Origin of the sequence: Rhodococcus sp. NPDC057297 (assembly GCF_042667435.1) — a bacterium.
Classification (GTDB): Bacteria; Actinomycetota; Actinomycetes; order Mycobacteriales; family Mycobacteriaceae; genus Rhodococcoides.
This window is the reverse complement of sequence record NZ_JBHUZE010000010.1, coordinates 39,630-59,903: the sequence shown is the minus strand read 5'-3', so window position 1 is coordinate 59,903 and position 20,274 is coordinate 39,630. Positions and strand designations below refer to the sequence as shown.

The following is a 20,274-nucleotide window of genomic DNA, read 5'->3' as shown; positions in this document are numbered from 1 at the left end:
TCATGCAGTGGTAAGGATTACTTCACTTCGCCTCGACCAGCACGAACGCCTTGATCCGGGGTCGGCCCGCGACCGACTGCGCGCCGACGGTTTAGGCTGGCCGACGTGCCAATCTATGCCGCCTACGGATCGAACATGCATCCGGAGCAGATGTTGCAGCGTTGCCCACACTCCCCGCTGTCCGGAACAGGATGGTTGCACGGGTGGCGCCTGACGTTCGGGGGCGGCGATATCGGCTGGGAAGGTGCGCTGGCCACCGTTGCACCCGACCCGGACGAGAAGGTCTTCGTCGTGCTCTACGACGTGTCCGACGAGGACGAGCAGAGCCTGGACAGGTGGGAGGGTTCGGAGCTCGGCATCCACCGCAAGGTTCGCTTGCGTGTCGACACCGCGGACGGGCCGGTGCTCGCGTGGCTCTACGTTCTCGACGCCTACGAGGGTGGTCTGCCGTCGGCACGCTACCTCGGTGTCATGGCCGAGGCCGCGGAAATCGCCGGGGCGCCTGCCGAGTACGTCCGAGACCTCCGCACTCGGAACAGCCGGAACGTCGGCCCCGGCACCCCCTAGCTCACGTCAGTGGGGGTCGAGGGCGATTCCGGTCAGCACCTTGACGCCCACCGCGAGGGCGCGCTCGTCGAGATCGAACGTCGGCTGGTGAATGTCGAGCTGAGGTCCGGAGCCGGACCACACTCCCAGCCTGGCCATGGCACCTGGAATGTCCTCCAGGTACCAGGAGAAATCCTCGCCTCCGCCGGACTGAGGCGTGTCCGCGAGTGCCGTCGGCCCGAGCCTGCGGATGGCGTTCTCGAACGTTCGCGTCACCTCGGGTCCGTTGACCACGGGCGGAACCCCGCGCCGGTAGTTCAGTTCGAATCGGACGCCTGTCGGGGCGAGCAAGCCCGCCACGATTTCCGTCACGAGAGGCTCGAGCAGCGCCCAGGTCTCGTGGTCACCGGTACGGACGGTTCCGGTGAGCATGCCCGTCTGCGGGATCGCGTTCGGTGCCTGACCTGCGACCACCGCGCCCCACACCATCACTGTGCTCGTCCGCGGGTCGATCCTCCGGCTGAGCATCCCGGGCAGCCCTGTGATGACGGTTCCGAGCGCGTGCACCAGATCTGCCGTCAAGTGCGGGCGGGACGTATGACCGCCAGGAGAGTCCAGGCGTAGTTCGACGGTGTCCGCCGCCGACGTGATGGCGCCGACGCGCACTCCGACCTTGCCGACCTCGAGCCTCGGATCACAATGCAGTGCGAAGATCTTGGACACACCGTCGAGACCACCGGCCGCGACGACGTCGAGAGCACCACCGGGCATGACCTCTTCGGCGGGCTGGAAGATCAACCTGACTCCGAACGGCAGGTCCGGCAGGGACGCCAACGCCAGGGCCGTGCCTAGAAGAACTGTGGTGTGGGCGTCGTGTCCGCAGGCGTGGGACACGCCGGGCACCGTCGAGCTGTACGACGCGCCCGTGAATTCCTGCAGCGGCAGCGCATCCATGTCGGCGCGCAGCGCGACGCGAGGGCCGCTGGGTCCGATGTCGCACGTCAGTCCGGTTCCGCCCGGCAGAAGCTTCGGGCTCAGGCCGGCGGCTTCGAGCTTCTGGACGACGAACGCCGTGGTGGCGAACTCCTGGCGGGCGAGCTCGGGGTTGGCGTGAATGTGACGACGCCACTCCGACAGCTCGTCGGTGTGGTCGAGGATCCAGGTGTCGACGAGGGCGAACCGATCGTCGGTCGACGTCGTCGTCATCTGCTTGCCCGCGCTTCCACACCGTCGAGCAGGCGATCGCGAACAACCGGGTCCTGTGCCGCGCGCACGGCCGTTCGTGCGAGCAACCGCGCGCCGTCCAGCACCGCGGTATCCGCCGACTCGGTGATGCAGGCTGCCGCGAACTCCGGTTGATGCGTCACCGCACCTGCCGAATCCAAGCCGATGACCGGGTGGATCCCCGGCAGAACATTTGTCACATTTCCCATGTCGGTGCTGCCCAGCGGGCGGAATCCTTCCAGTTCAGGTGCCAGTGGTGAACGTCCGATCGCTTCGGCCTCGCGCCGGAACTGCGCGACCAACCACGGATCGGGAGTCAGTTCCTCGTAGGTCGGCGACACAGTGCGGATCTCGTGAGTGCATCCCGTGGCGACGGCCCCCGCCTCGAAGCAGGCGAAAGCTTTGCTTGTCAGTGCCGCAAGCGATTCCGACGTCGTCGCCCGCAGGTAGTACAGAAGCTCGGCGTGGCCGGGAACGATGTTGGGCGCCAGCCCGCCGTCGCCGACAATGCCGTGCAGTTGCTGCCCCGGCGACAAGTGTTGCCGCAGAAGACCGACGGCGACCTGCGCGACGGTGACGGCGTCTCCCGCGTTGATTCCCCACTCCGGTGCAGCCGACGCGTGGGCTGCGCGTCCTGTGTACGTCACCGCGACGTCGGACAGCGCCAACGACGTCGCCCCGACGATGTCGAAGGGGCCTGGGTGCACCATCAGCGCTGCCCCGACACCGTCGAACACCCCGCGTTCGAGCATCAGAACCTTGCCGCCGCCACTCTCCTCTGCGGGCGTGCCGAGGAGACGCACGGTGATGCCGAGCCTCTCGGCGAGCGGGGCAAGTGCCACCGCTGCACCCGCTGCGGCTGCGGCGATGATGTTGTGCCCGCACGCATGGCCGATCTCCGGGAGTGCGTCGTACTCGGCGCAGATCCCGATCACCAGATCACCGCTGCCGAACGTCGCCGTGAACGCAGTGGGGAGATCGGCCACACCGCGTTCGATCTCGAATTGGTGGCCGGCGAGCAGATCGGTCAGTTTGGCGACGCTTCGATGCTCCTCGAAGGCGAGTTCGGGTTCGGAATGAATCGAATGCGACAGCGCGAGCAGCTCTGGTGCGGCGCGTTGGACACCGCTGTCGGTCTCATCGATCACCGCACCAGTCTGTCACTACTGGTTTCCGAAGCTGAAGTTGCTCTCGCCCGTCGGAATATTCAACGCCGCGAGAACGTCGGCGTGGATCCCTGCCTTGATCCCCGCCAGGTTCTTCCCGCGCGTGCTCGTCGACGCCACTGCCCGCTCGACCGCAGCGGCCAGCACCTGATCCTCGTCGACGGCGGCGTCGGCGATCCCTGCCGCGACCGCGTCAACACCTCCGTAGCGTCGTCCTGTCGTCATGGCCTCGACCGCGGTCTGCTTCGGCAACCGGCCGTTGATCAGCGCCGACATGCCGACCGTGAAAGGCATGTTCAGGTTCACCTCCGGAAGGCAGTAGAACCCTCGGTCGGCCCGTACGATCCGGAAATCGTGTGCGGTGGCCAGCATGGCGCCTGCCCCGAAGGCATGGCCCTGCACCGCGGCGATCGTCGTCATCGGGAAGGTCAGCAGCCGCGTGTAGAGCGTGTGGACTCGGTCGAGATAGGACGTGATCTTGTCGAGGTTCGCGAACAGCCAGTCGGTGTCGAGTCCGTTGGTGAAGAACTTGCCGGTCGCCGTCGTCACCAATGCTGCCGGGCCCTCCACGGCCTCCACCTCGTCGAGCAGGGCATGCACACGGTCGATCCAGTCGGGATGGAAGCGGTTCTCGTTGTTCTCTGGACCGTCCTGGTCGCCGAGGAAGAGAATGTGGACGTCACCGTTGCGCTCGAGATATGGCATGCAGCAATCCTACCCATCGGTAACATGCGATGGTCCAAGAACCGTGGGACACCTATCTCCTAGGGTGGTCAACCGTGGGAACTTCTGACTCGAACACCAGCACTGCAGACCCGACAATCGACCCGACCGGTGCAGCCGCTACCGCCGCGCAGGCCATCGCCGACGCGACCGGCGTCACGTCGCATTCGGTCGCGATCGTGCTCGGCTCCGGGTGGCAGGCCGCAGCAGACCGATTCGGCGAACCGACCGCCACGGTCTCGATGAGTGACCTCCCCGGGTTCGCCCCGCCGTCGGCGTCCGGGCATTCGGGCACCATCACATCCGTGAAGGTCGGCGACACCGACACCCTGCTGCTGCAGGGACGCACCCACGCGTACGAGGGCCACGAGCTTCGTCGGGTCGTCCACCCGATTCGCTCGGCCATCGCGACGGGTGTCGGCACGGTGGTACTCACCAACGCCGCGGGCGGAATCCGCGAGGGCATGAGCGTCGGGCAGCCCGTGCTGATCTCCGATCACCTCAATTTGACGGCGCGATCCCCACTGATCGGCGCCGAGTTCGTCGACCTCGTCGATGCTTACTCGTCCGATCTGCGTGAACTGGCCCGTGAGATCGATCCGACCCTGGAGGAGGGTGTCTACGCGGGCCTGCCCGGCCCGCACTACGAGACTCCCGCCGAGATCAGGATGCTGCGGGTGCTCGGTGCAGACCTGGTCGGTATGTCGACGGTGCACGAGACCATTGCCGCACGTGCGCTCGGCGCCCGTGTCCTCGGCGTGTCGCTCGTGACCAACCTTGCGGCCGGAATGACCGGCGAGCACCTCGATCACAAAGAAGTACTCGAAGCCGGGAAGGCGTCGGCGGAGCGAATGGGCGAGCTGCTGCACCGCCTGGTCGGCGCACTGTGACCTCCGACCTTCAGGCGCAGGTCGCGGCGTGGATCGACGCCGATCCGGACCCCGCCACCCGGGAGGAGCTGGCCGAGCTTTCGGAAAGCGAACTCACGGAACGATTTTCGGGCCCACTGAGTTTCGGCACTGCAGGACTACGAGGTGCGGTGCGTGCAGGCCCCAACGGCATGAACGTCGCGGTCGTCACCCGCACGTCCGCCGGAATCGCAGCGTGGCTGCGCGTGCAGAAGCTCGGCGGAAGCACGGTCGTCGTCGGGCGTGATGCGCGGCACGGTTCCGACTCTTTCGCGACAGCGGCCGCGGAAATCTTCGCTGCACTGGGGTTCGACGTCGTCCTGCTCCCCCGGCCACTGCCGACGCCCGTCCTCGCGTTCGCAGTGCGAGCCCTGAACGCGGAGTTGGGCGTCCAGATCACGGCGTCGCACAATCCCGCTGCGGACAACGGGTACAAGGTCTACCTCGGCGGGGGCGCTCAACTGATTCCGCCGGCCGACAAGGAAATCGAGGCGGAGATCGCCGCAGTCGGCCGAGCCGTCGACGTCCCACGGACCATCGTCCTCTCGGGTGGCTCGGACATCACCGCGCGCTACCTCGACACGATGGCGCCCCTGGCACGTTCGACCGAACGCGGCATCCGCATCGCACTGACGCCGATGCACGGCGTCGGCGGCGAGGTCGCGATCGCGGCGCTCCGCAGTGCCGGATTCCGCGACATATCAGTGGTGACAAGCCAATTCGACCCCGACCCGGAATTTCCGACGGTGACCTTCCCCAACCCGGAGGAGCCGGGCGCCGCCGATGCCGTGCTCGCACTGGCCCACGAGATCGAGGCAGATCTGGCGATCGCACTGGATCCGGATGCAGATCGCTGCGCGATCGGGGTTCCCGGCCCGAACGGATGGCGCATGCTCAGCGGAGACGAGACGGGCGCACTGCTCGCGGAGCACATACTGCGCAGCGCACCTGCTAACTCGTTGGTGGCCAACACCATCGTCTCCTCACAGTTGCTGTCGGCGCTCGCGCCCGCCCGGGGGGCGCGCTACGCACGGACCCTCACCGGGTTCAAGTGGCTCGTCCGTGCGGGCGATGGCTTGGTGTACGCCTACGAGGAAGCGATCGGCCACTGCGTGGACCCGCAGTCGGTCAACGACAAGGACGGCATCTCCGCAGCCGTGATGCTCGCGGATCTCGTCGCGACACTGAAACAGAACGGACGGACGCCGCTGGACGCACTCGACGATCTGGCGGTCGAGTTCGGGGTGCACGCAGGCGCACAGGTGTCCACGCGAGTCGAGGACACCGATCGAATCTCTCGGATGATGGAGGAACTCAGGCACGACCCGCCGACCGAATTGGCTTCTCGTGCAGTCACCGTCACGGACTTCCTGCAGAATGCAGGCTCGCTGCGCACCGACGCGGTGGAGCTCGCCGGACAAGGCGTACGCGTCATCGTTCGCCCGTCCGGGACGGAGCCCAAGGTGAAGGCGTACCTCGAGGTCGTCGAACCCGTCGACTCCCCCGATGGACTGGCGGATGCACGAGTCCGGGCGGAGGCGACGCTCGACGAACTGAGGGCCTTCGCGCAGAACCTGTGACCTAGAACAGTGCGGTCTGGACGGCGGGAAGGTCGGATGTGTAGTCGCCGAACTTGATTCGGCGCCCCTTCAGTGCGTGCAGATCCACCACGTACGACGTCTCGTCGTCGGCGTCTCGTCCCGTGGTCGACGTGGTGATCTCCACGATGGCCGTTTGGCCGATGCAGGCATTCACGGAGAATCCGTGCGGGCCGCTCGTGAGGTCGCCGGGGTAGGCGAGCCTGTTCCCGGAGGCTAGGTCGCGAAAGCCAGCCACCTCCCACGCTTCGGTCACGACGCGGTACCCGGGGTCTTCGGACACCGGAGCGAGGTCCTCGCGCACCGCCGTCGCCAATGACGCCGTTGCAGCACCCAACCGCGCAGTGTCGACGGGAAGGGCCAGAGCCGCGGCCTTCGCCGACGACCGGACGGCTTGGCGAATCTGGAGTCGCTCGGTGACGCGATCTTCGAGCACCCGCACTATTTTCCCGTTTTCGGCCCGTGCCACGTACTCGGCGCAGACCGCTCCCTGCTCGGCGAGTCTGCCCCATTTCCTGGTATCCGCTGCGGTACCGACCTTGTGCACCGCATTGGCGAACGTCGCAATGTACAACCAATGCGGCTGCATCACATGAGGTTCGAGATCTTTCGACACGAATCCTCCGCGGTGGACGGTGTGCACGAACCGGAACGGATCCTTCGACTCGCATTCCTCGCACTGACTACCGCTGTCCACGGGACGTTGCTCCGGGCACGGCACATATCCGGGCGCCGGCCCGAACGCCACGCGCCCGGTGCACCACCGTTGGGCACCGAGCGCGAAGAACCCGAGATGCCCACCGCGCAGATCGACCGTTCTCACCTCACGCGACTGGACGTCCAGCACACGCAACCGAGGGTCACCCTCCTGCGCAGGCCAGGTGACCCCGAGGACCAGCGAGACGTTCAGCGTGGACCGAACTGACGGTCACCGGCGTCGCCGAGACCGGGAACGATGAAGGCGTCCTCGTTCAGACCGTCGTCGATACTCGCGGCGACCAGTCGCACCGGCAGTCCCGACGCCTCCAACGCCGCCACGCCCTCCGGCGCGGCAACGACACAGATGCACGTCACGTCGGCTGCACCTCGCTCGACGAGCAGTTCGATCGTGTGAACCATGGACCCGCCGGTAGCCAGCATGGGGTCGAGCACGTACACGGGCGTCGTCGACAGGTCGTCGGGCAGTGATTCCATGTACGGCACCGGCTGGTGCGTCTGTTCGTCACGCGCCATCCCGACGAAACCGACGCGGGACTGCGGGATGAGACCACTCGCCTTCTCGACCATCCCGAGTCCGGCGCGGAGGACGGGAACGAGCAGCGGCGGCTTGCTGAGCCGAGTGCCACTGGTGACGGCGACCGGCGTCTTGACATCGAAGGTCTCGATCGCCGCGTCGCGAGTGGCTTCGTAGACCAACATGTGGGTGAGTTGGCGAAGTGCGGATCGGAAGGTTGCGTTGTCGCTGCGCTCGTCGCGCATCCTCGTGAGCAGTGCTGCGGCCAGTGGATGTTCGACCACGTGAGTTTCCATGGATCCAAGGATAATTGTGGGAACCGATCGGGCCTCGGTTGCGTCGAAGATAGATGTAGGGATTTCCCTGCGTGGATCGAGCGGCTCGAGCAACCTGGGGGAACCGGTGACAGAGATTTCGGCAGTGGCAGCGGGGATACACGCGTTCTCGTCGACGGCGGGGTCCATGGCGGGAGAGGTCGCCGTCGCGGCCGCCGCCACGGCCGCGACGGGTCCGGCCGTGCTCTCACCCGTGTTCGGCGTGATCGGGACGGAATTCCTCGCCGCGTTCACCGCGGTGCACAGCGCCCATACCGCCGCGGTCTCCCGGTTGGCCGGCACCGTCGCGAGCATCGGGGTTGCTGCGTCCACGTCGGCCGCTGGGTACGACATCACCGATGCGTCGACGGCTGCGAGTCTGGCGTGATCGACCTGCTGGCGAGACCGATCACGGATCTGCTGGGCGCGTTCGGGTCAGGGGTGATTCCCGCGGGCGGCCCGGCGGATGTGCTGAGATCGTCGTCCCGGGTTCTCGACTCCGTCCAGAGCGTCGGACGGTCCGCCATCGGCGAGTTGGCTGCCACGTGGAGTGGTCCGGCCGCGACGGCGGCGCTCGACCTCGCCGGACGGGCGCAGACGAGCGCGGTCGGGTTGTCCGAGCACGGTGACGAGATCGCGGCCGTCGTGGACCGCGCGTGCGACAAGGTTCAAGCGGGTCTGGTCGAGCTTCAGGGCATCCTGCAGTCCTTCGTCGCCGTGGCCACCACTGCAGCCCCCGTGCTGTTCACTCCGGCCGGGTCGACCATGCTGATCGGTGCAGCCATCGATCATCTGCAGCGTGCCCTCGCCGTCGTCGCACGTGTGCGCGCCGAACTCGCCGGACACGCAGCGGAGATCGGCGCGTACGCGGCGCCTCCGCCGGTTCCCGAGCCCGCCGGAACTACGTCCGCCGCCGGCTCCCCCACCCCGACCCCGGTCAGGACCGTGACGGCCTCGGCACCTGTATCCGATCCAGGCAGCCAGTTCGGTCAGAACTTTCTTCGCACCGTCTCCGCGTCGGCGCCCTCGATGCCCGACGCGCCGTCCTCGCCCATCTCACCGTCCGCGGCTCCGGCGGCATCGTCTCCCCCGTCGGGCATGTCGATGTACGCCGGAACTCCGGCCCGCACGACAGCGGACACCGGTGCACCCGGCCGCGGCGTTCAGGTCGCCCTCCCCGACGGCAGCGTCGCGACTGCGCCCAACGAACAAGCCGCGGGCGCAGTCAGAAGTGCCCTGACTCAGCAGGGCACCCCGTACGTGTGGGGAGGCACGTCCCCCGGGCAGGGCCTCGACTGCAGCGGGCTGACCCAGTGGGCATACGGAGAACAGGGTGTGGAGCTTCCGCGGCTGGCGCAGGAACAGAACGTCGGCACCCAGGTCGGTCAGGACGAGCTGATGCCCGGCGATCTGGCGATATGGGACGGGCACGTCGCGATGGTGATCGGCAACGGCCAACTCGTCGAGGCGGGTGATCCGGTTCAGGTCGGTGAGATCAGAACGACCAACGCCGGTATGGGCTTCAAGGGCTTCTACAGGCCGACCGAATGACGAACGAGATGGTGGGCGAGGTGATGATCGCGCAGTCGGCAACCCGCGACAACTCGGTACGGGTCCGAGCGTCCGAGTCCGGCACGCCCGTGTCGATCCACATCGATCCGGGCGAACTCCGCTACGGCGGTGCAGAATTGGCTGCCACGGTCCTCGATCTCTGCAAGCGCGCAACCGAACGTGCGCGTGCCGAACGGAGAACACTTCTCGAACAGTCGGGGATGGACAAGGACGTCCTCGACATGCTGGGTCTGCCTACCGCATCCGCCGTCGCGGACGCGGAGAACGAACTGATGGGGGCCGAGCAGCCACCGTCGTCGTGGATGACACCACTGTGACCGATCGAATCGACATGTTCGTGGCACGCGCGGAGCGCGCTCTGGACACCCTGCACGGCGCGTCGGAGGCGCTGGCATCGCTGCAGGTCACACGCCGCACCGAGGACGGGAACGTGTCGGTCACCGTCGACGGCAGCGGTGCGATGACTGAGCTGGAACTGGCATCCGACCTCAGGGGGGAGTCGGCCCGGGACCTCGAAAAGGCAATCGTCGAACTGTCTGCCGACGCGGCACGGGAAGCTCTCGAACGTCGCGCGGCGATCGTGGACAGGATGCAAAGTTCCCTCTCAGAGACCTGAGATAGGCTTCCGGCCATGGCTGGCGACATCATCCCGATCGAACTTGGTCTCACCCGCGGCGACTTCGTCACCCTGTGGGCTCCGGAGTGGCGAGAGGGCGACGACGAGTGGGAGGCGTTCCTCGGGCACGAGGAGGACCTCTACGGCTTCGAAGCCGTGGCTCACCTCGCCGCATTCATCCGGAACGACAACGACAACGACCTCGTCGACCATCCGTCGTGGACGGTCGTGTCCTCGCTTGCAGCGAACGAGCTCGAGCCCGACGATCTCCACCGATTCGATCTGGTCGGTGTGCCGGAGCTCGTCGCCGAGGAACCCGACTCCGACGTCCTGGCCGAGCTCACCGCCATCTTCGAGATGGTTCAGACCATCGGCGATGTCTGCGAGATCAACTCTGTCGCTTCGTTCTTCGCCGGCAACCCCCACCTGGGTTCGGTGGGCCTCGGCGTCGACGCCTACGTCGGCAAGGACGGCCAGAAGTTGTGGGACCGTATCGGTGCGTCCATCGCCAAGAGCTGGGACGACATCATCGACGCCATCGACTCGGTGGTCACCACACCCGACGTCGATGCCAAGGCCGTCGACGTCGCGGAGGCGGAACTACTGGCCGCCGCGGAGAACATCGTCGACGCCGACGATCTGAGCGAGGACGACACCGACGAGGACACCGAGGACGGCGAGAGCGACACCGAGGAGGACCCGGATCCCATTGCCGTGCACGCCGCCGAGGACGATTTCTGGGCAGGCGTCGGTATCGACCCGGTGCGCATCATCACGTCCGAGGACACTTACTACACCCTGCGGTGCTACATCGACGACGAGCCGATCTTCCTCGGGCGCACCGGGTCCATCACCGTGTTCGGGTCCGAGCGTTCGCTGGCCCGCTACCTCGCCGACGATCACGATCACGATCTCGCCAAGGTCAGCACGTTCGCCGACGTTCAGACGGCCGCGATCGACGGCTCACTGCAGATCGAGGTGACCGACGACAACGTCTACGTCCTCCCCGGTCTCGCCGACGACTTGGCCGAGGGTCCGGATTCGGTGGATACCGACCAGCTGGATCTGGCCGTCGAATTGTTCACCGACGCCGCGGACTTCGCCGACGACGATTCGGTGGAGGAAGCGCTCGCCAGTTCCACGCCTTTGGGTTGGTACGTGTCGTACACCCTCGAGCCGGATCCGAACAGGCTCGCGCCGAGTCCGCCGTTCGCCGTCGAAGCCGAGGCGTGGCGGGCGCTCGAACGCGACTTCGAGGCCCGCCTACGCAAGGAGTGATCTGTGCGTCCGGCGCGCTTGTTCAGCCGACGAGTACCGCGTATCCCGGTTTGACGACGTCGTCGATCAGCTCGAGTCGTTCGTCGAACGGGATGAACGCGGACTTCATGGCGTTGATGGTGAACCGCTCGAGGTCAGTCCAGCCGTATCCGAACGTGGTCACCAGCTTGTGCATCTCGCGTGACATGGTCGTGTCGCTCATCAACCGGTTGTCGGTGTTGACGGTGACGCGGAAACGCAGCCGGGCCAACAGATCGAACGGGTGCTTCTCGAGGCTGTCGACTGCACCCGTCTGAACGTTGGAGCTGGGGCACAGCTCCAGGGGCATCCGCTTGTCCCGCACGTACGCGGCGAGCAGACCGAGATTCGGGACGCCGTCGGAGGAGACGTCGATGTCGTCGATGATCCGCACTCCGTGCCCGAGGCGGTCCGTCCCGCAGAACGCAACGGCCTCCTGGATCGACGGCAGCCCGAAGGCCTCACCGGCGTGGATGGTGAAGTGCGCGTTGGCTGCTCGCATGTACTCGAACGCGTCGAGGTGACGGCTCGGAGGGAAGCCTGCTTCCGCACCGGCGATGTCGAACCCGACGACACCGCGATCGCGGAATCGCACCGCCAGCTCGGCGATCTCCCGAGACCGCGCGGCGTGGCGCATGGCCGTCAGCAGACAGCCGACCCGGATCCTCTTGCCGTTCACCCGTGCGGCCGACTCCCCGGCCCGGAATCCTTCGAGGACGTGCTCGACGACCTGGTCGAGCGAGAGCCCTCGATCCAGATGTTGTTCGGGGGCGAAGCGGACCTCGGCGTAGATCACACCGTCGTCGGCGAGATCTTCGGCGCATTCACGCGCAACCCGCGACAACCCCTCCGGTGTCTGCATGACCGCAACGGTGTGCGCGAAAGTTTCGAGGTACCGCTCGAGCGAACCGCTGTCGGCGGCAGTGCGAAACCACTCTCCGAGGGCCTGGCCGTCTGTCTCGGGCAGTCCGTCGTATCCGCATTCCCCGGCGAGTTCGAGGACGGTCTGCGGCCGCAGACCGCCGTCGAGATGGTCGTGCAGCAGTGCTTTCGGAGCGGTCTCGATGGTGGGTAGGTCGAGCGGCGACGACCCGCCGGTGGACTCTGTCGATCTGGTCGCGGTACTCATGTTCCGACGGTAGCGCGATCGTGGAGCGTTCGCGTGTCATCGGATCCGTGCGGCCCCCGATCCGCACCCACGGCTGCGCTACCCGCCCACTCGTTCCAAGATTATCGGCGACGGATCGAACGTGTCTCCGAACGACCACGCGTCGACGATCGCTGCCGTCGCGTACTCGAACTTCTCGGGAGTGTCGGTGTAGAGCGTGGCGATCTTCTGCCCAGCGGTGACGCGGTCTCCCGGCTTCGCGTGCAGACGCACTCCCGCACCCGCTTGCACCGGCTCGCCCTGCCGCTCCCGTCCCGCGCCGAGCCTCCAGGCGGCGATGCCAACACCCATCGCATCGAGGCCCGTGATCACACCGTCGGTCTCGGCGGTGATGTCGTGCGATTCGGCCGCGTCCGGAAGCGGAGCCGACGGATCTCCGCCCTGGGCGGAGATCATCGCCTTCCACCGGTCCATGGCCGTGCCGTCGGCCAGCTTGTCCGCGGGGTCGACACCTTCGATTCCGGCTGCGGACAGCATCGTTCGGGCAAGCGTGACGGTCAGCTCGACGATGTCCGCCGGGCCGCCGCCGGCGAGGACTTCGAGTGATTCCTCGACTTCGAGCGCGTTGCCTGCTGTGAGTCCGAGCGGTGAATCCATGGCGGTCAGAAGTGCGATCGTGCGCACGCCTGCGTCGCTGCCGAGATCGACCATCGCCTCCGCCAGAGTCCGCGCGTCGGCGAGGTTCTTCATGAACGCCCCGGAGCCGACCTTGACGTCCAGGACGAGGGCGCCGGTTCCTTCGGCGATCTTCTTGCTCATGATCGAACTGGCGATCAACGGGATGGACTCGACGGTGCCGGTGACGTCCCGCAGCGCGTACAGCCTCTTGTCGGCCGGTGCGAGGTCCGCGTTGGCAGCACAGACGACAGCACCGACCGCGGGATCGGCGAGTATGCGGTGTATGTCGTCACCGGTCAGGTCCGCACGCCACCCGGGGATCGACTCCAGCTTGTCGAGCGTGCCGCCGGTGTGACCGAGTCCTCGTCCGGACAGCTGGGGGACCGCGGCGCCGCAGGCGGCCACCAGCGGAGCAAGAGGCAGCGTGATCTTGTCACCCACGCCCCCTGTCGAGTGCTTGTCGACGGTGGGGCGGGACAGCCCGCTGAAGTCCATCGTCGATCCCGACGCGATCATCGCCGACGTCCATCGGCTCAGTTCGCTGCGCGTCATACCGCGCCAGAAGATGGCCATGGCGAGCGCGGCCATCTGCTCGTCGGCGACGACGCCTCGAGTGAAGGCATCGATCACCCAATCGATCTGGTCGGCGGTGAGCTCGTGCCCGTCGCGCTTGGCGGAGATGACAGAAGTGGCGTCAGACATGGTTCCCCACTCTGCCCGATTCGAGGTCGTCCGGACCGAAGGCCGACGGCAGCAGGTCCCCCAACGGGGTCGGTCCGGCGGCGGTGTCGACGAGCAATCCGGTCCCGCCGAACTCGAACAGCAACTGCCTGCATCGGCCGCAGGGCATCAACTTCTGCCCGCGGCTGTCGCAACATGCGAAGGCGACCAAACGTCCGCCTCCGGTCGAATGAAGGTTGGACACGAGCCCGCACTCGGCGCAGAGCCCCAAACCATATGAGACATTTTCCACATTGCATCCAGTGACAATTCGCCCATCGTCCACTAACGCCGCGGCGCCGACCGGATAGTCGGAGTACGGCGCATAGGCTTGCCTCATAACCTCATGAGCTTTGTCTCGCAACGTCTTCCAGTCGATTTCAGGCATGTTCACAATCAAATCACGAGCGAGTCCCCCGTGCACCACGGACGACTGAACCGATACCGAAGAATTGGGAAGGCAAACCTAACAACGAAATGCAGGTCAGTACGAATCTCGAGTCGAATTAGTTCCAAGTTTCCAATGGGTTTAGAGTTCGAGGACGGCGGCATTCGATAACCGTTCGGAGCCGGAGTAAGACAAATCGAGCCAGGCATTCAAGCCCCGGCTACCAGGCTCGACGCGTCCACCAATGACGTTGGAGGCTTTGCACTCGATGAGTAGCACGACGGAAGTCGCTCCGGCCAAGGAGCGTAAGCGGTCTCTGTACCGCGGTGATCCGGGAATGTGGTCCTGGGTCCTGCACCGGATCACCGGTGTGTTGGTGTTCTTCTTCCTGTTCGTCCACGTTCTGGACACCGCAATGGTCCGGGTCAACCCCGAGACGTACGACGCGATCATCGACACCTACAAGACGCCGCTCGTCGGCCTCATGGAGATCGGTCTCGTCGCTGCAGTGCTGTACCACGCACTCAACGGCATCCGCGTCATGCTGGTCGACTTCTGGTCCAAGGGACCGAAGTACCAGAAGCTGATGCTGTGGATCATCGCCGCGGTGTGGATCGTGGTCATGATTCCGGGAGCGGGCCGAATCTTCTACAACATGTTCACAGCGAGCGGGCACTGATGGCAACGACACACGGATCCGAGGCCAAGTCCCTCGGCAAGACCTACGACCGACCGGCCAGCCTGGACAACCCGCGCTCGCCGCGCCGGAAGTCCCGCGGCAACTTCGAGCTGTACGCATGGCTGTTCATGCGCTTCTCCGGACTCGCGCTCGTCGTCCTCGTTCTGGGCCACATGTTCATCATGTTGATGCTCGACGAGGGAGTGCACCGCATCAACTTCGCGTTCGTCGCCGGACGTTGGTCGAGCCCCTTCTGGCAGTTCTGGGACCTGACGATGCTGTGGCTGGCTCAGCTGCACGGAGGCAACGGCCTGCGCACCATCATCGCGGACTACTCCCGCAAGGACTCGACCCGATTCTGGCTGACGACGCTGCTCGTGCTGTCGATGATCCTGATCATGGGCTTGGGCACCTACGTCATCTTCACCTTCGATCCGAACATTTCGGCGAGCTAAGGGAACTGAAGCATTCATGCAGGAACATCGTTATGACGTGCTCATCGTCGGCGCCGGTGGCGCAGGCATGCGAGCAGCCATCGAAGCCGGCCCCCGGGCCCGCACGGCGGTACTGACCAAGCTCTACCCGACGCGCTCGCACACCGGTGCCGCGCAGGGTGGCATGTGTGCCGCACTCGCCAACGTCGAGGAAGACAACTGGGAGTGGCACACCTTCGACACCGTCAAGGGTGGCGATTACCTCGCCGACCAGGACGCCGTCGAGATCATGGCCAAGGAAGCAATCGACGCCGTTCTCGACCTCGAGAAGATGGGTCTGCCGTTCAACCGGACACCCGAGGGCAAGATCGACCAGCGTCGCTTCGGTGGCCACACCCGTGACCACGGCAAGGCCCCCGTCCGACGCGCGTGTTACGCCGCCGACCGCACCGGCCACATGATCCTTCAGACTCTGTACCAGAACTGCGTCAAGCACGACGTGGAGTTCTACAACGAGTTCTACGCACTCGATCTCTGCTTGACCGAGACCGACAACGGTCCGGTCGCGACCGGCATCATCGCCTACGAGTTGGCGACGGGCGAGCTGCACATCTTCCACGCCAAGTCCATCGTCTTCGCGACGGGCGGTTCGGGCCGGATGTACAAGACCACCTCCAACGCCCACACCCTCACCGGTGACGGCATGGGCATCGTCTTCCGCAAGGGACTTCCCCTGGAGGACATGGAGTTCCACCAGTTCCACCCGACAGGCCTCGCAGGTCTCGGCATCCTCATCTCCGAGGCGGTTCGAGGCGAGGGCGGCATCCTCCGCAACGAGTCCGGCGAGCGCTTCATGGAGCGCTACGCCCCCACCATCAAGGACCTCGCTCCTCGCGACATCGTCGCACGCTCGATGGTCCTCGAGGTCCTCGAAGGACGCGGTGGAGGTCCCAACAAGGACTACGTCTACATCGACGTCACGCACATCCCCGAGGAAGTTCTCGACGAGAAGCTCCCGGACATCATGGAGTTCTCGCGCACCTACCTCGGCGTGGACCCCGTGAAGGAGCCCGTGCCCGTCTACCCCACGTGCCACTACGTCATGGGCGGGATCCCCACCAAGATCAACGGTGAGGTGCTGCGGAACAACGACGACATCGTTCCCGGCCTCTACGCGGCAGGTGAATGCGCATGCGTGTCGGTGCACGGTGCAAACCGCCTCGGCACCAACTCGCTGCTCGACATCAACGTCTTCGGACGTCGCTCGGGTATCGCAGCGGCCAAGTACGCCAACTCGGTGGACTTCACTCCGCTCCCCGAGGAGCCGGCGAAGATGGTCGAGGAGTGGCTCGAACTCGTTCTGTCCGACCACGGCCACGAGCGCGTCGCGGACATCCGCACCGAGCTGCAGCAGTCGATGGACAACAACGCTTCGGTGTTCCGCACCGAGGAGCGCCTCGAGACCGCACTGAAGGACGTTCGCGCCCTCAAGGAGCGGTACAACCACATCACCGTGCAGGACAAGGGAACTCGCTACAACAGCGATCTCCTCGAGGCCGTCGAACTCGGCTTCCTGCTGGAAATGGCAGAGGTCACGGTCGTCGGAGCACTCAACCGGAAGGAATCGCGCGGCGGACACGCACGCGAGGACTACCCCAACCGCAACGACGACGAGTACATGAAGCACACCATGGCCTACAAAGAAGGCACTGGCCTGCTCACCGACATCCGTCTGGACTACAAGCCGGTAATCCAGACCCGTTACGAGCCGATGGAGCGGAAGTACTGATATGAGCGCCCCCACTCTCGACAAGCCAGATCAGGTCGCCGAGCCGCCCGTACCCAACGGTGCAGTGATGGTCACCCTCAAGATCGCCCGCTTCAACCCGGAGAACGGCGACGGACAGCACTGGGACAGCTTCCAGGTCCCGACGCTACCGACGGACCGTCTGCTCAACCTGCTGCTGTACGTGAAGGGCTACCTCGACGGCACCCTGACGTTCCGCCGCTCCTGCGCACACGGTGTCTGCGGTTCCGACGCCATGCGTATCAACGGTGTCAATCGTCTCGCCTGCAAGGTGCTGATGCGTGACATGCTGCCGAAGGACTCGTCCAAGTCGCTGACCATCACGATCGAGCCCATCAGAGGTCTGCCGGTCGAGAAGGACCTCATCGTCGACATGGAACCGTTCTTCGACGCCTTCCGCGCCGTCAAGCCGTTCCTCATCGCCAGTGGCAACGAGCCGACTCGTGAGCGCATCCAGAGCCAGGCCGACCGCGCCCGGTTCGACGACACGACCAAGTGCATCCTCTGCGCGTGCTGCACCACGTCGTGCCCCGTGTTCTGGAGCGACGGCAGCTACTTCGGTCCGGCCGCCATCGTGAACGCACACCGGTTCATCTTCGACAGCCGTGACGAAGGCGCCTCCGAGCGTCTGGACATCCTGAACGACGTCGAAGGCGTGTGGCGCTGCCGCACCACCTTCAACTGCACCGACGCATGCCCTCGTGGCATTCAGGTCACCAAGGCTATTCAGGAAGTCAAGCGCGCACTGTTGTTCGCCCGCTAGTCGGCTTGCTCGTCGCTTGGTCCCTACAGCATGAATGCGCCACTGCCCTGCAGTGGCGCATTCTTGCGTTCGGGGTGGGGCGTCAGACGAAGGCGCTGAAGCCCGTCACTCCCCTGCCGACGATGAGGTTGTTCATCTGGGATGTGCCCTCGTAGGAGTACAGAGCCTCGGCGTCCGCGAAGTATCGGATCACGTCGTGTTCGAGCAGGATTCCGTTACCGCCCATTATCTCTCGTGCCCAGCCGACCACCTCGCGGAGCCGCGTCGTGCAGTAGGTCTTGGACAGCGCCGCGTGTTCGTCGTAGTGAATTCCGGAGTCCTGAAGTTGTGACACCCGCAAGGCCATGCCCAGACACGCGGTGATGTTGCCCGCCATCCGCGCGATCAGATCCGAGATGAGCTGGAACGACGCGATCGGCTTACCGAACTGCTCGCGTTCCTGGGCGTAGGTGACCGCGCGTTCGAAGGCCCCGATCATGACGCCGACGGCTCCCCACGCGACGCCGCCGCGCGTCAGGCGCAGCACCTTGGACGTGTCCGCGAACGAGTTGGCGTTCTCTAGCTTGTTGGCCACCGGCACTCGGCAGTCCTCGAGGTACACGTCGGCGTTCTCGACGGCACGGAGCGAGTACTTACCCTCGATCTTTTCGGCACGGAAGCCGTCGAACTCCTTCTCGACGACGAAGCCCTTCACCTCACCGTCCGCCTCGTCCTTGGCGAACACGATGATCAGGTCTGCGAACGTCGCGTTCCCGATCCATCTCTTGCTGCCGTTCAGAATCCAGTGGTCGCCATCGAGGCGTGCTGTGGTCTCGAGTCCGCCCGACACGTCGGAACCACCGTGGGGCTCGGACAGTCCGAAGGCACCGATCTTCTCCATCCGACGCATGGCAGGCAGCCAGCGCTCACGCTGATCCTCGGAACCGAGAATGGAAATACTGCTCATCGCGAGACCGCTGTGCACGCTGAACATCGTCCCGGTCGACGGATCGACCCGGGAGAACTCCATGCCGAGCCACCCGGTGAGCACTTTGCGCGCGGCGGTGCGTCCTTCGAATTCGTAGCCGAGCCCGGTGATCTCGAGTTCGGCGATCTTCGGCAGCAGATGCACCGGAGACTGAGCTTTCTCCCAGAACTCGTTGGCCCGTGGCGCTACCTCGGCGGCAAGGAATTCGCGTACCTTCAGCACGATCTTCGCTTCGTCGTCGGTCAGAATTCCCTGGTAGCCGAACAGATCGGCAGCAAGGTAATCGGGTTGTAGCGGCCCCAGCGGTTCGTGCTTGCTCATGAAAGGGACTCCTTCGTCCTGTCGGTAGTCCTGACTGATACCCGATCCAGCTCACCGAACACCTCGTCGTTGTGCTCACCCAGGCTGGGCGCCGGGCGGCGAATCGACAGCGGCGTTCCGCTGAACCGCATCGGGATTCCCACCGCCCGGTAGCTGCCCTCGGTGGGATGCTCGGCGACGTCGAGGAGATGCCCGTCCTGCACGTACCGAGACTCCGTGGCGCTCTCCATGTCCAATACCGCGGCCATCGGAATGCTGTGCGCGGCGCACAGCCCCTCCCACTCGGCGGTGGTGCGCTCGGGTGCGATCTTCTCGATCGCCGCGTACAGCGCGCCCATGTCGTCGAGAACCGCCTGCCACGTCGAGAACCGGGGGTCGGAGTTCAAGTCGCCGTGGCCGGCGGCCTCGAAGAAGTCGTGCACGTTTGCCGGGCTGTAGGGCAGGATGCACGCCCACCCGTCCTTCGTCTGCACTGCACCGTGATCGGCGCTCATCGACCGGTAGAAACCGGTCGGCCCCACCGGAGGCTCGTACGTGTGACCACCGAGATGCTCGACGAGGTTGAACGCGAGCATGGTGTCGGTCATCGGCACCTCGATGTGTTGGCCTTCTCCGGTCGCCCGCTGGTGAATCACGGCCGCCAGCGTCGAGTAGACGATGGTCAGTGCGCAGACCTTGTCGGCAAGGATGGTCGGGACGTAATTGGCAGTTCCGGTGGCACGGCGCATCAGATCGGTCAGGCCGCTGGCCGCCTGGACGATCTCGTCGTAGGCAGCATGGTCAGCGAACTCGGAGTCGGATCGAAATCCCTGCGCGCTCGTGTAGACCAGGCGCGGATACCGATCCTTCAGCGAGTCGTAGTCGAATCCGAGCCGGCTCAACGCACCGGGCCGCATGTTGGTCACGAGCACGTCGGCGTCGGCAAGCAATCGATGAAGGTCGTTCTTGCCGGCCTCGGTCTTGAGGTCGAGCACGACACTGCGTTTGTTGCGGTTGACGTTCAAAGCGAGGGCGCCCATACCGTCGTTTCTCCGTGGCACCGATCGCCGGGTGGAGTCCCCCGCCGGTGACTCGACCTTGACGACGTCGGCACCCAGGTCTCCGAGTATCTGGGCTGCGTACGGTCCCATGACGACGGTGGCGAGATCGATCACCCGAACGCCGTCGAGCGGTCCCTGTGTGTTCATGAGCTCCTCCTGTCCTCGTCCCCGA

General features: G+C 65.5%; 22 protein-coding genes. 12 read left to right on the top strand and 10 right to left on the bottom strand.

Annotated elements, in window-relative coordinates:
* The first annotated feature begins 105 nt into the window (after positions 1-105).
* Entirely contained in the window at positions 106-567 is a 462-nt protein-coding gene (locus ACFULT_RS23515; protein WP_037111231.1) for a gamma-glutamylcyclotransferase, read from the top strand.
* 6 nt (positions 568-573) lie between these two features.
* On the opposite strand, the gene ACFULT_RS23510 is transcribed toward ACFULT_RS23515, so the two are convergent.
* Genes ACFULT_RS23510 through ACFULT_RS23500 form a run of 3 tightly spaced genes read right to left on the bottom strand, consistent with a single transcriptional unit; the run spans position 574 to position 3,641 of the window.
* On the bottom strand, positions 574-1,752 hold the full coding sequence (locus ACFULT_RS23510) for a M20 family metallopeptidase (protein ID WP_037111232.1): 1,179 nt from the start codon (positions 1,750-1,752) through the stop codon (positions 574-576).
* Positions 1,749-2,918 carry a M20 family metallopeptidase gene (locus tag ACFULT_RS23505; protein WP_378482699.1) on the bottom strand — a complete coding sequence of 390 codons (1,170 nt, stop codon included), beginning with the start codon at positions 2,916-2,918 and terminating at the stop codon, positions 1,749-1,751. Before ACFULT_RS23505 ends, ACFULT_RS23510 begins: the two co-directional genes overlap by 4 nt.
* Positions 2,919-2,933: 15 nt before the next feature.
* Positions 2,934-3,641: an enoyl-CoA hydratase/isomerase family protein gene (locus tag ACFULT_RS23500; protein WP_378482698.1), complete on the bottom strand. Its 708-nt coding sequence runs from the start codon at positions 3,639-3,641 to the stop codon at positions 2,934-2,936.
* Between the two features lie 74 nt (positions 3,642-3,715).
* Here ACFULT_RS23500 and ACFULT_RS23495 point away from each other — a divergent pair, with 74 nt between their 5' ends.
* Together ACFULT_RS23495 and ACFULT_RS23490 are read left to right on the top strand one after the other, a co-directional pair.
* A complete protein-coding gene (locus ACFULT_RS23495; protein ID WP_037111528.1) occupies positions 3,716-4,549 on the top strand; it encodes a purine-nucleoside phosphorylase in 834 nt (277 codons plus the stop codon).
* Complete coding sequence (locus ACFULT_RS23490) at positions 4,546-6,147, top strand: phospho-sugar mutase (RefSeq protein ID WP_037111235.1); 1,602 nt, start codon at positions 4,546-4,548, stop codon at positions 6,145-6,147. The genes ACFULT_RS23495 and ACFULT_RS23490 overlap by 4 nt, the downstream gene beginning before the upstream one ends.
* 1 nt (position 6,148) lies before the next feature.
* Here the strand turns inward: ACFULT_RS23490 and ACFULT_RS23485 are convergent, their stop codons facing one another.
* A complete protein-coding gene (locus ACFULT_RS23485; RefSeq protein ID WP_378482697.1) occupies positions 6,149-6,988 on the bottom strand; it encodes a DUF2797 domain-containing protein in 840 nt (279 codons plus the stop codon).
* An 83-nt stretch (positions 6,989-7,071) separates the two neighbouring features.
* Positions 7,072-7,695, bottom strand: coding sequence for a uracil phosphoribosyltransferase (upp, locus tag ACFULT_RS23480; RefSeq protein ID WP_026347964.1), 624 nt, complete (start codon positions 7,693-7,695; stop codon positions 7,072-7,074).
* Positions 7,696-7,801: 106 nt separating this feature from the next.
* Here upp and ACFULT_RS23475 point away from each other — a divergent pair, with 106 nt between their 5' ends.
* From ACFULT_RS23475 to ACFULT_RS23455, 5 genes are read left to right on the top strand one after another with little or no spacing between them, the layout of a single operon-like run.
* Positions 7,802-8,101 (top strand): type VII secretion target, encoded by a 300-nt coding sequence (locus tag ACFULT_RS23475; RefSeq protein WP_170945121.1) that lies wholly within the window; start codon positions 7,802-7,804, stop codon positions 8,099-8,101.
* Positions 8,098-9,264 carry a C40 family peptidase gene (locus ACFULT_RS23470; RefSeq protein WP_378482696.1) on the top strand — a complete coding sequence of 389 codons (1,167 nt, stop codon included), beginning with the start codon at positions 8,098-8,100 and terminating at the stop codon, positions 9,262-9,264. Before ACFULT_RS23475 ends, ACFULT_RS23470 begins: the two co-directional genes overlap by 4 nt.
* Positions 9,261-9,602: a hypothetical protein gene (locus ACFULT_RS23465; protein WP_037111238.1), complete on the top strand. Its 342-nt coding sequence runs from the start codon at positions 9,261-9,263 to the stop codon at positions 9,600-9,602. The genes ACFULT_RS23470 and ACFULT_RS23465 overlap by 4 nt, the downstream gene beginning before the upstream one ends.
* Positions 9,599-9,901, top strand: coding sequence for a YbaB/EbfC family nucleoid-associated protein (locus tag ACFULT_RS23460; protein WP_378482695.1), 303 nt, complete (start codon positions 9,599-9,601; stop codon positions 9,899-9,901). Before ACFULT_RS23465 ends, ACFULT_RS23460 begins: the two co-directional genes overlap by 4 nt.
* Positions 9,902-9,916: 15 nt before the next feature.
* Complete coding sequence (locus ACFULT_RS23455; RefSeq protein WP_094719092.1) at positions 9,917-11,179, top strand: primosomal protein; 1,263 nt, start codon at positions 9,917-9,919, stop codon at positions 11,177-11,179.
* A 22-nt stretch (positions 11,180-11,201) separates the two neighbouring features.
* Here ACFULT_RS23455 and ACFULT_RS23450 read toward each other — a convergent pair whose 3' ends face one another.
* The 3 genes from ACFULT_RS23450 to ACFULT_RS23440 all read right to left on the bottom strand — a co-directional run bounded on the left by ACFULT_RS23450 (position 11,202) and on the right by ACFULT_RS23440 (position 14,091).
* Positions 11,202-12,326 carry an adenosine deaminase gene (locus ACFULT_RS23450; protein ID WP_037111242.1) on the bottom strand — a complete coding sequence of 375 codons (1,125 nt, stop codon included), beginning with the start codon at positions 12,324-12,326 and terminating at the stop codon, positions 11,202-11,204.
* Between the two features lie 78 nt (positions 12,327-12,404).
* On the bottom strand, positions 12,405-13,685 hold the full coding sequence (locus ACFULT_RS23445; RefSeq protein WP_378482694.1) for a thymidine phosphorylase: 1,281 nt from the start codon (positions 13,683-13,685) through the stop codon (positions 12,405-12,407).
* Positions 13,678-14,091 carry a cytidine deaminase gene (locus tag ACFULT_RS23440; protein ID WP_080733029.1) on the bottom strand — a complete coding sequence of 138 codons (414 nt, stop codon included), beginning with the start codon at positions 14,089-14,091 and terminating at the stop codon, positions 13,678-13,680. Before ACFULT_RS23440 ends, ACFULT_RS23445 begins: the two co-directional genes overlap by 8 nt.
* 268 nt (positions 14,092-14,359) lie before the next feature.
* Between ACFULT_RS23440 and sdhC the strand changes: the two genes are divergently transcribed.
* The 4 genes from sdhC to ACFULT_RS23420 are packed head-to-tail and all read left to right on the top strand — an operon-like array spanning position 14,360 to position 17,774.
* On the top strand, positions 14,360-14,770 hold the full coding sequence (gene sdhC / locus ACFULT_RS23435) for a succinate dehydrogenase, cytochrome b556 subunit (RefSeq protein ID WP_094653291.1): 411 nt from the start codon (positions 14,360-14,362) through the stop codon (positions 14,768-14,770).
* Positions 14,770-15,225 (top strand): succinate dehydrogenase hydrophobic membrane anchor subunit, encoded by a 456-nt coding sequence (locus ACFULT_RS23430; protein ID WP_019666214.1) that lies wholly within the window; start codon positions 14,770-14,772, stop codon positions 15,223-15,225. Before sdhC ends, ACFULT_RS23430 begins: the two co-directional genes overlap by 1 nt.
* A 16-nt stretch (positions 15,226-15,241) precedes the next feature.
* The gene (gene sdhA / locus ACFULT_RS23425; protein WP_019666215.1) at positions 15,242-16,993 is read left to right on the top strand and encodes a succinate dehydrogenase flavoprotein subunit; all 1,752 of its coding nucleotides are present in this window, start codon (positions 15,242-15,244) and stop codon (positions 16,991-16,993) included.
* Between the two features lies 1 nt (position 16,994).
* Positions 16,995-17,774, top strand: coding sequence for a succinate dehydrogenase iron-sulfur subunit (locus ACFULT_RS23420; protein ID WP_037111246.1), 780 nt, complete (start codon positions 16,995-16,997; stop codon positions 17,772-17,774).
* An 82-nt stretch (positions 17,775-17,856) separates the two neighbouring features.
* Here ACFULT_RS23420 and ACFULT_RS23415 read toward each other — a convergent pair whose 3' ends face one another.
* On the bottom strand, positions 17,857-19,062 hold the full coding sequence (locus ACFULT_RS23415) for an acyl-CoA dehydrogenase family protein (protein WP_378482693.1): 1,206 nt from the start codon (positions 19,060-19,062) through the stop codon (positions 17,857-17,859).
* The gene (locus ACFULT_RS23410; protein ID WP_094719095.1) at positions 19,059-20,249 is read right to left on the bottom strand and encodes a CaiB/BaiF CoA-transferase family protein; all 1,191 of its coding nucleotides are present in this window, start codon (positions 20,247-20,249) and stop codon (positions 19,059-19,061) included. The genes ACFULT_RS23415 and ACFULT_RS23410 overlap by 4 nt, the downstream gene beginning before the upstream one ends.
* Positions 20,250-20,274 lie beyond the last annotated feature (25 nt).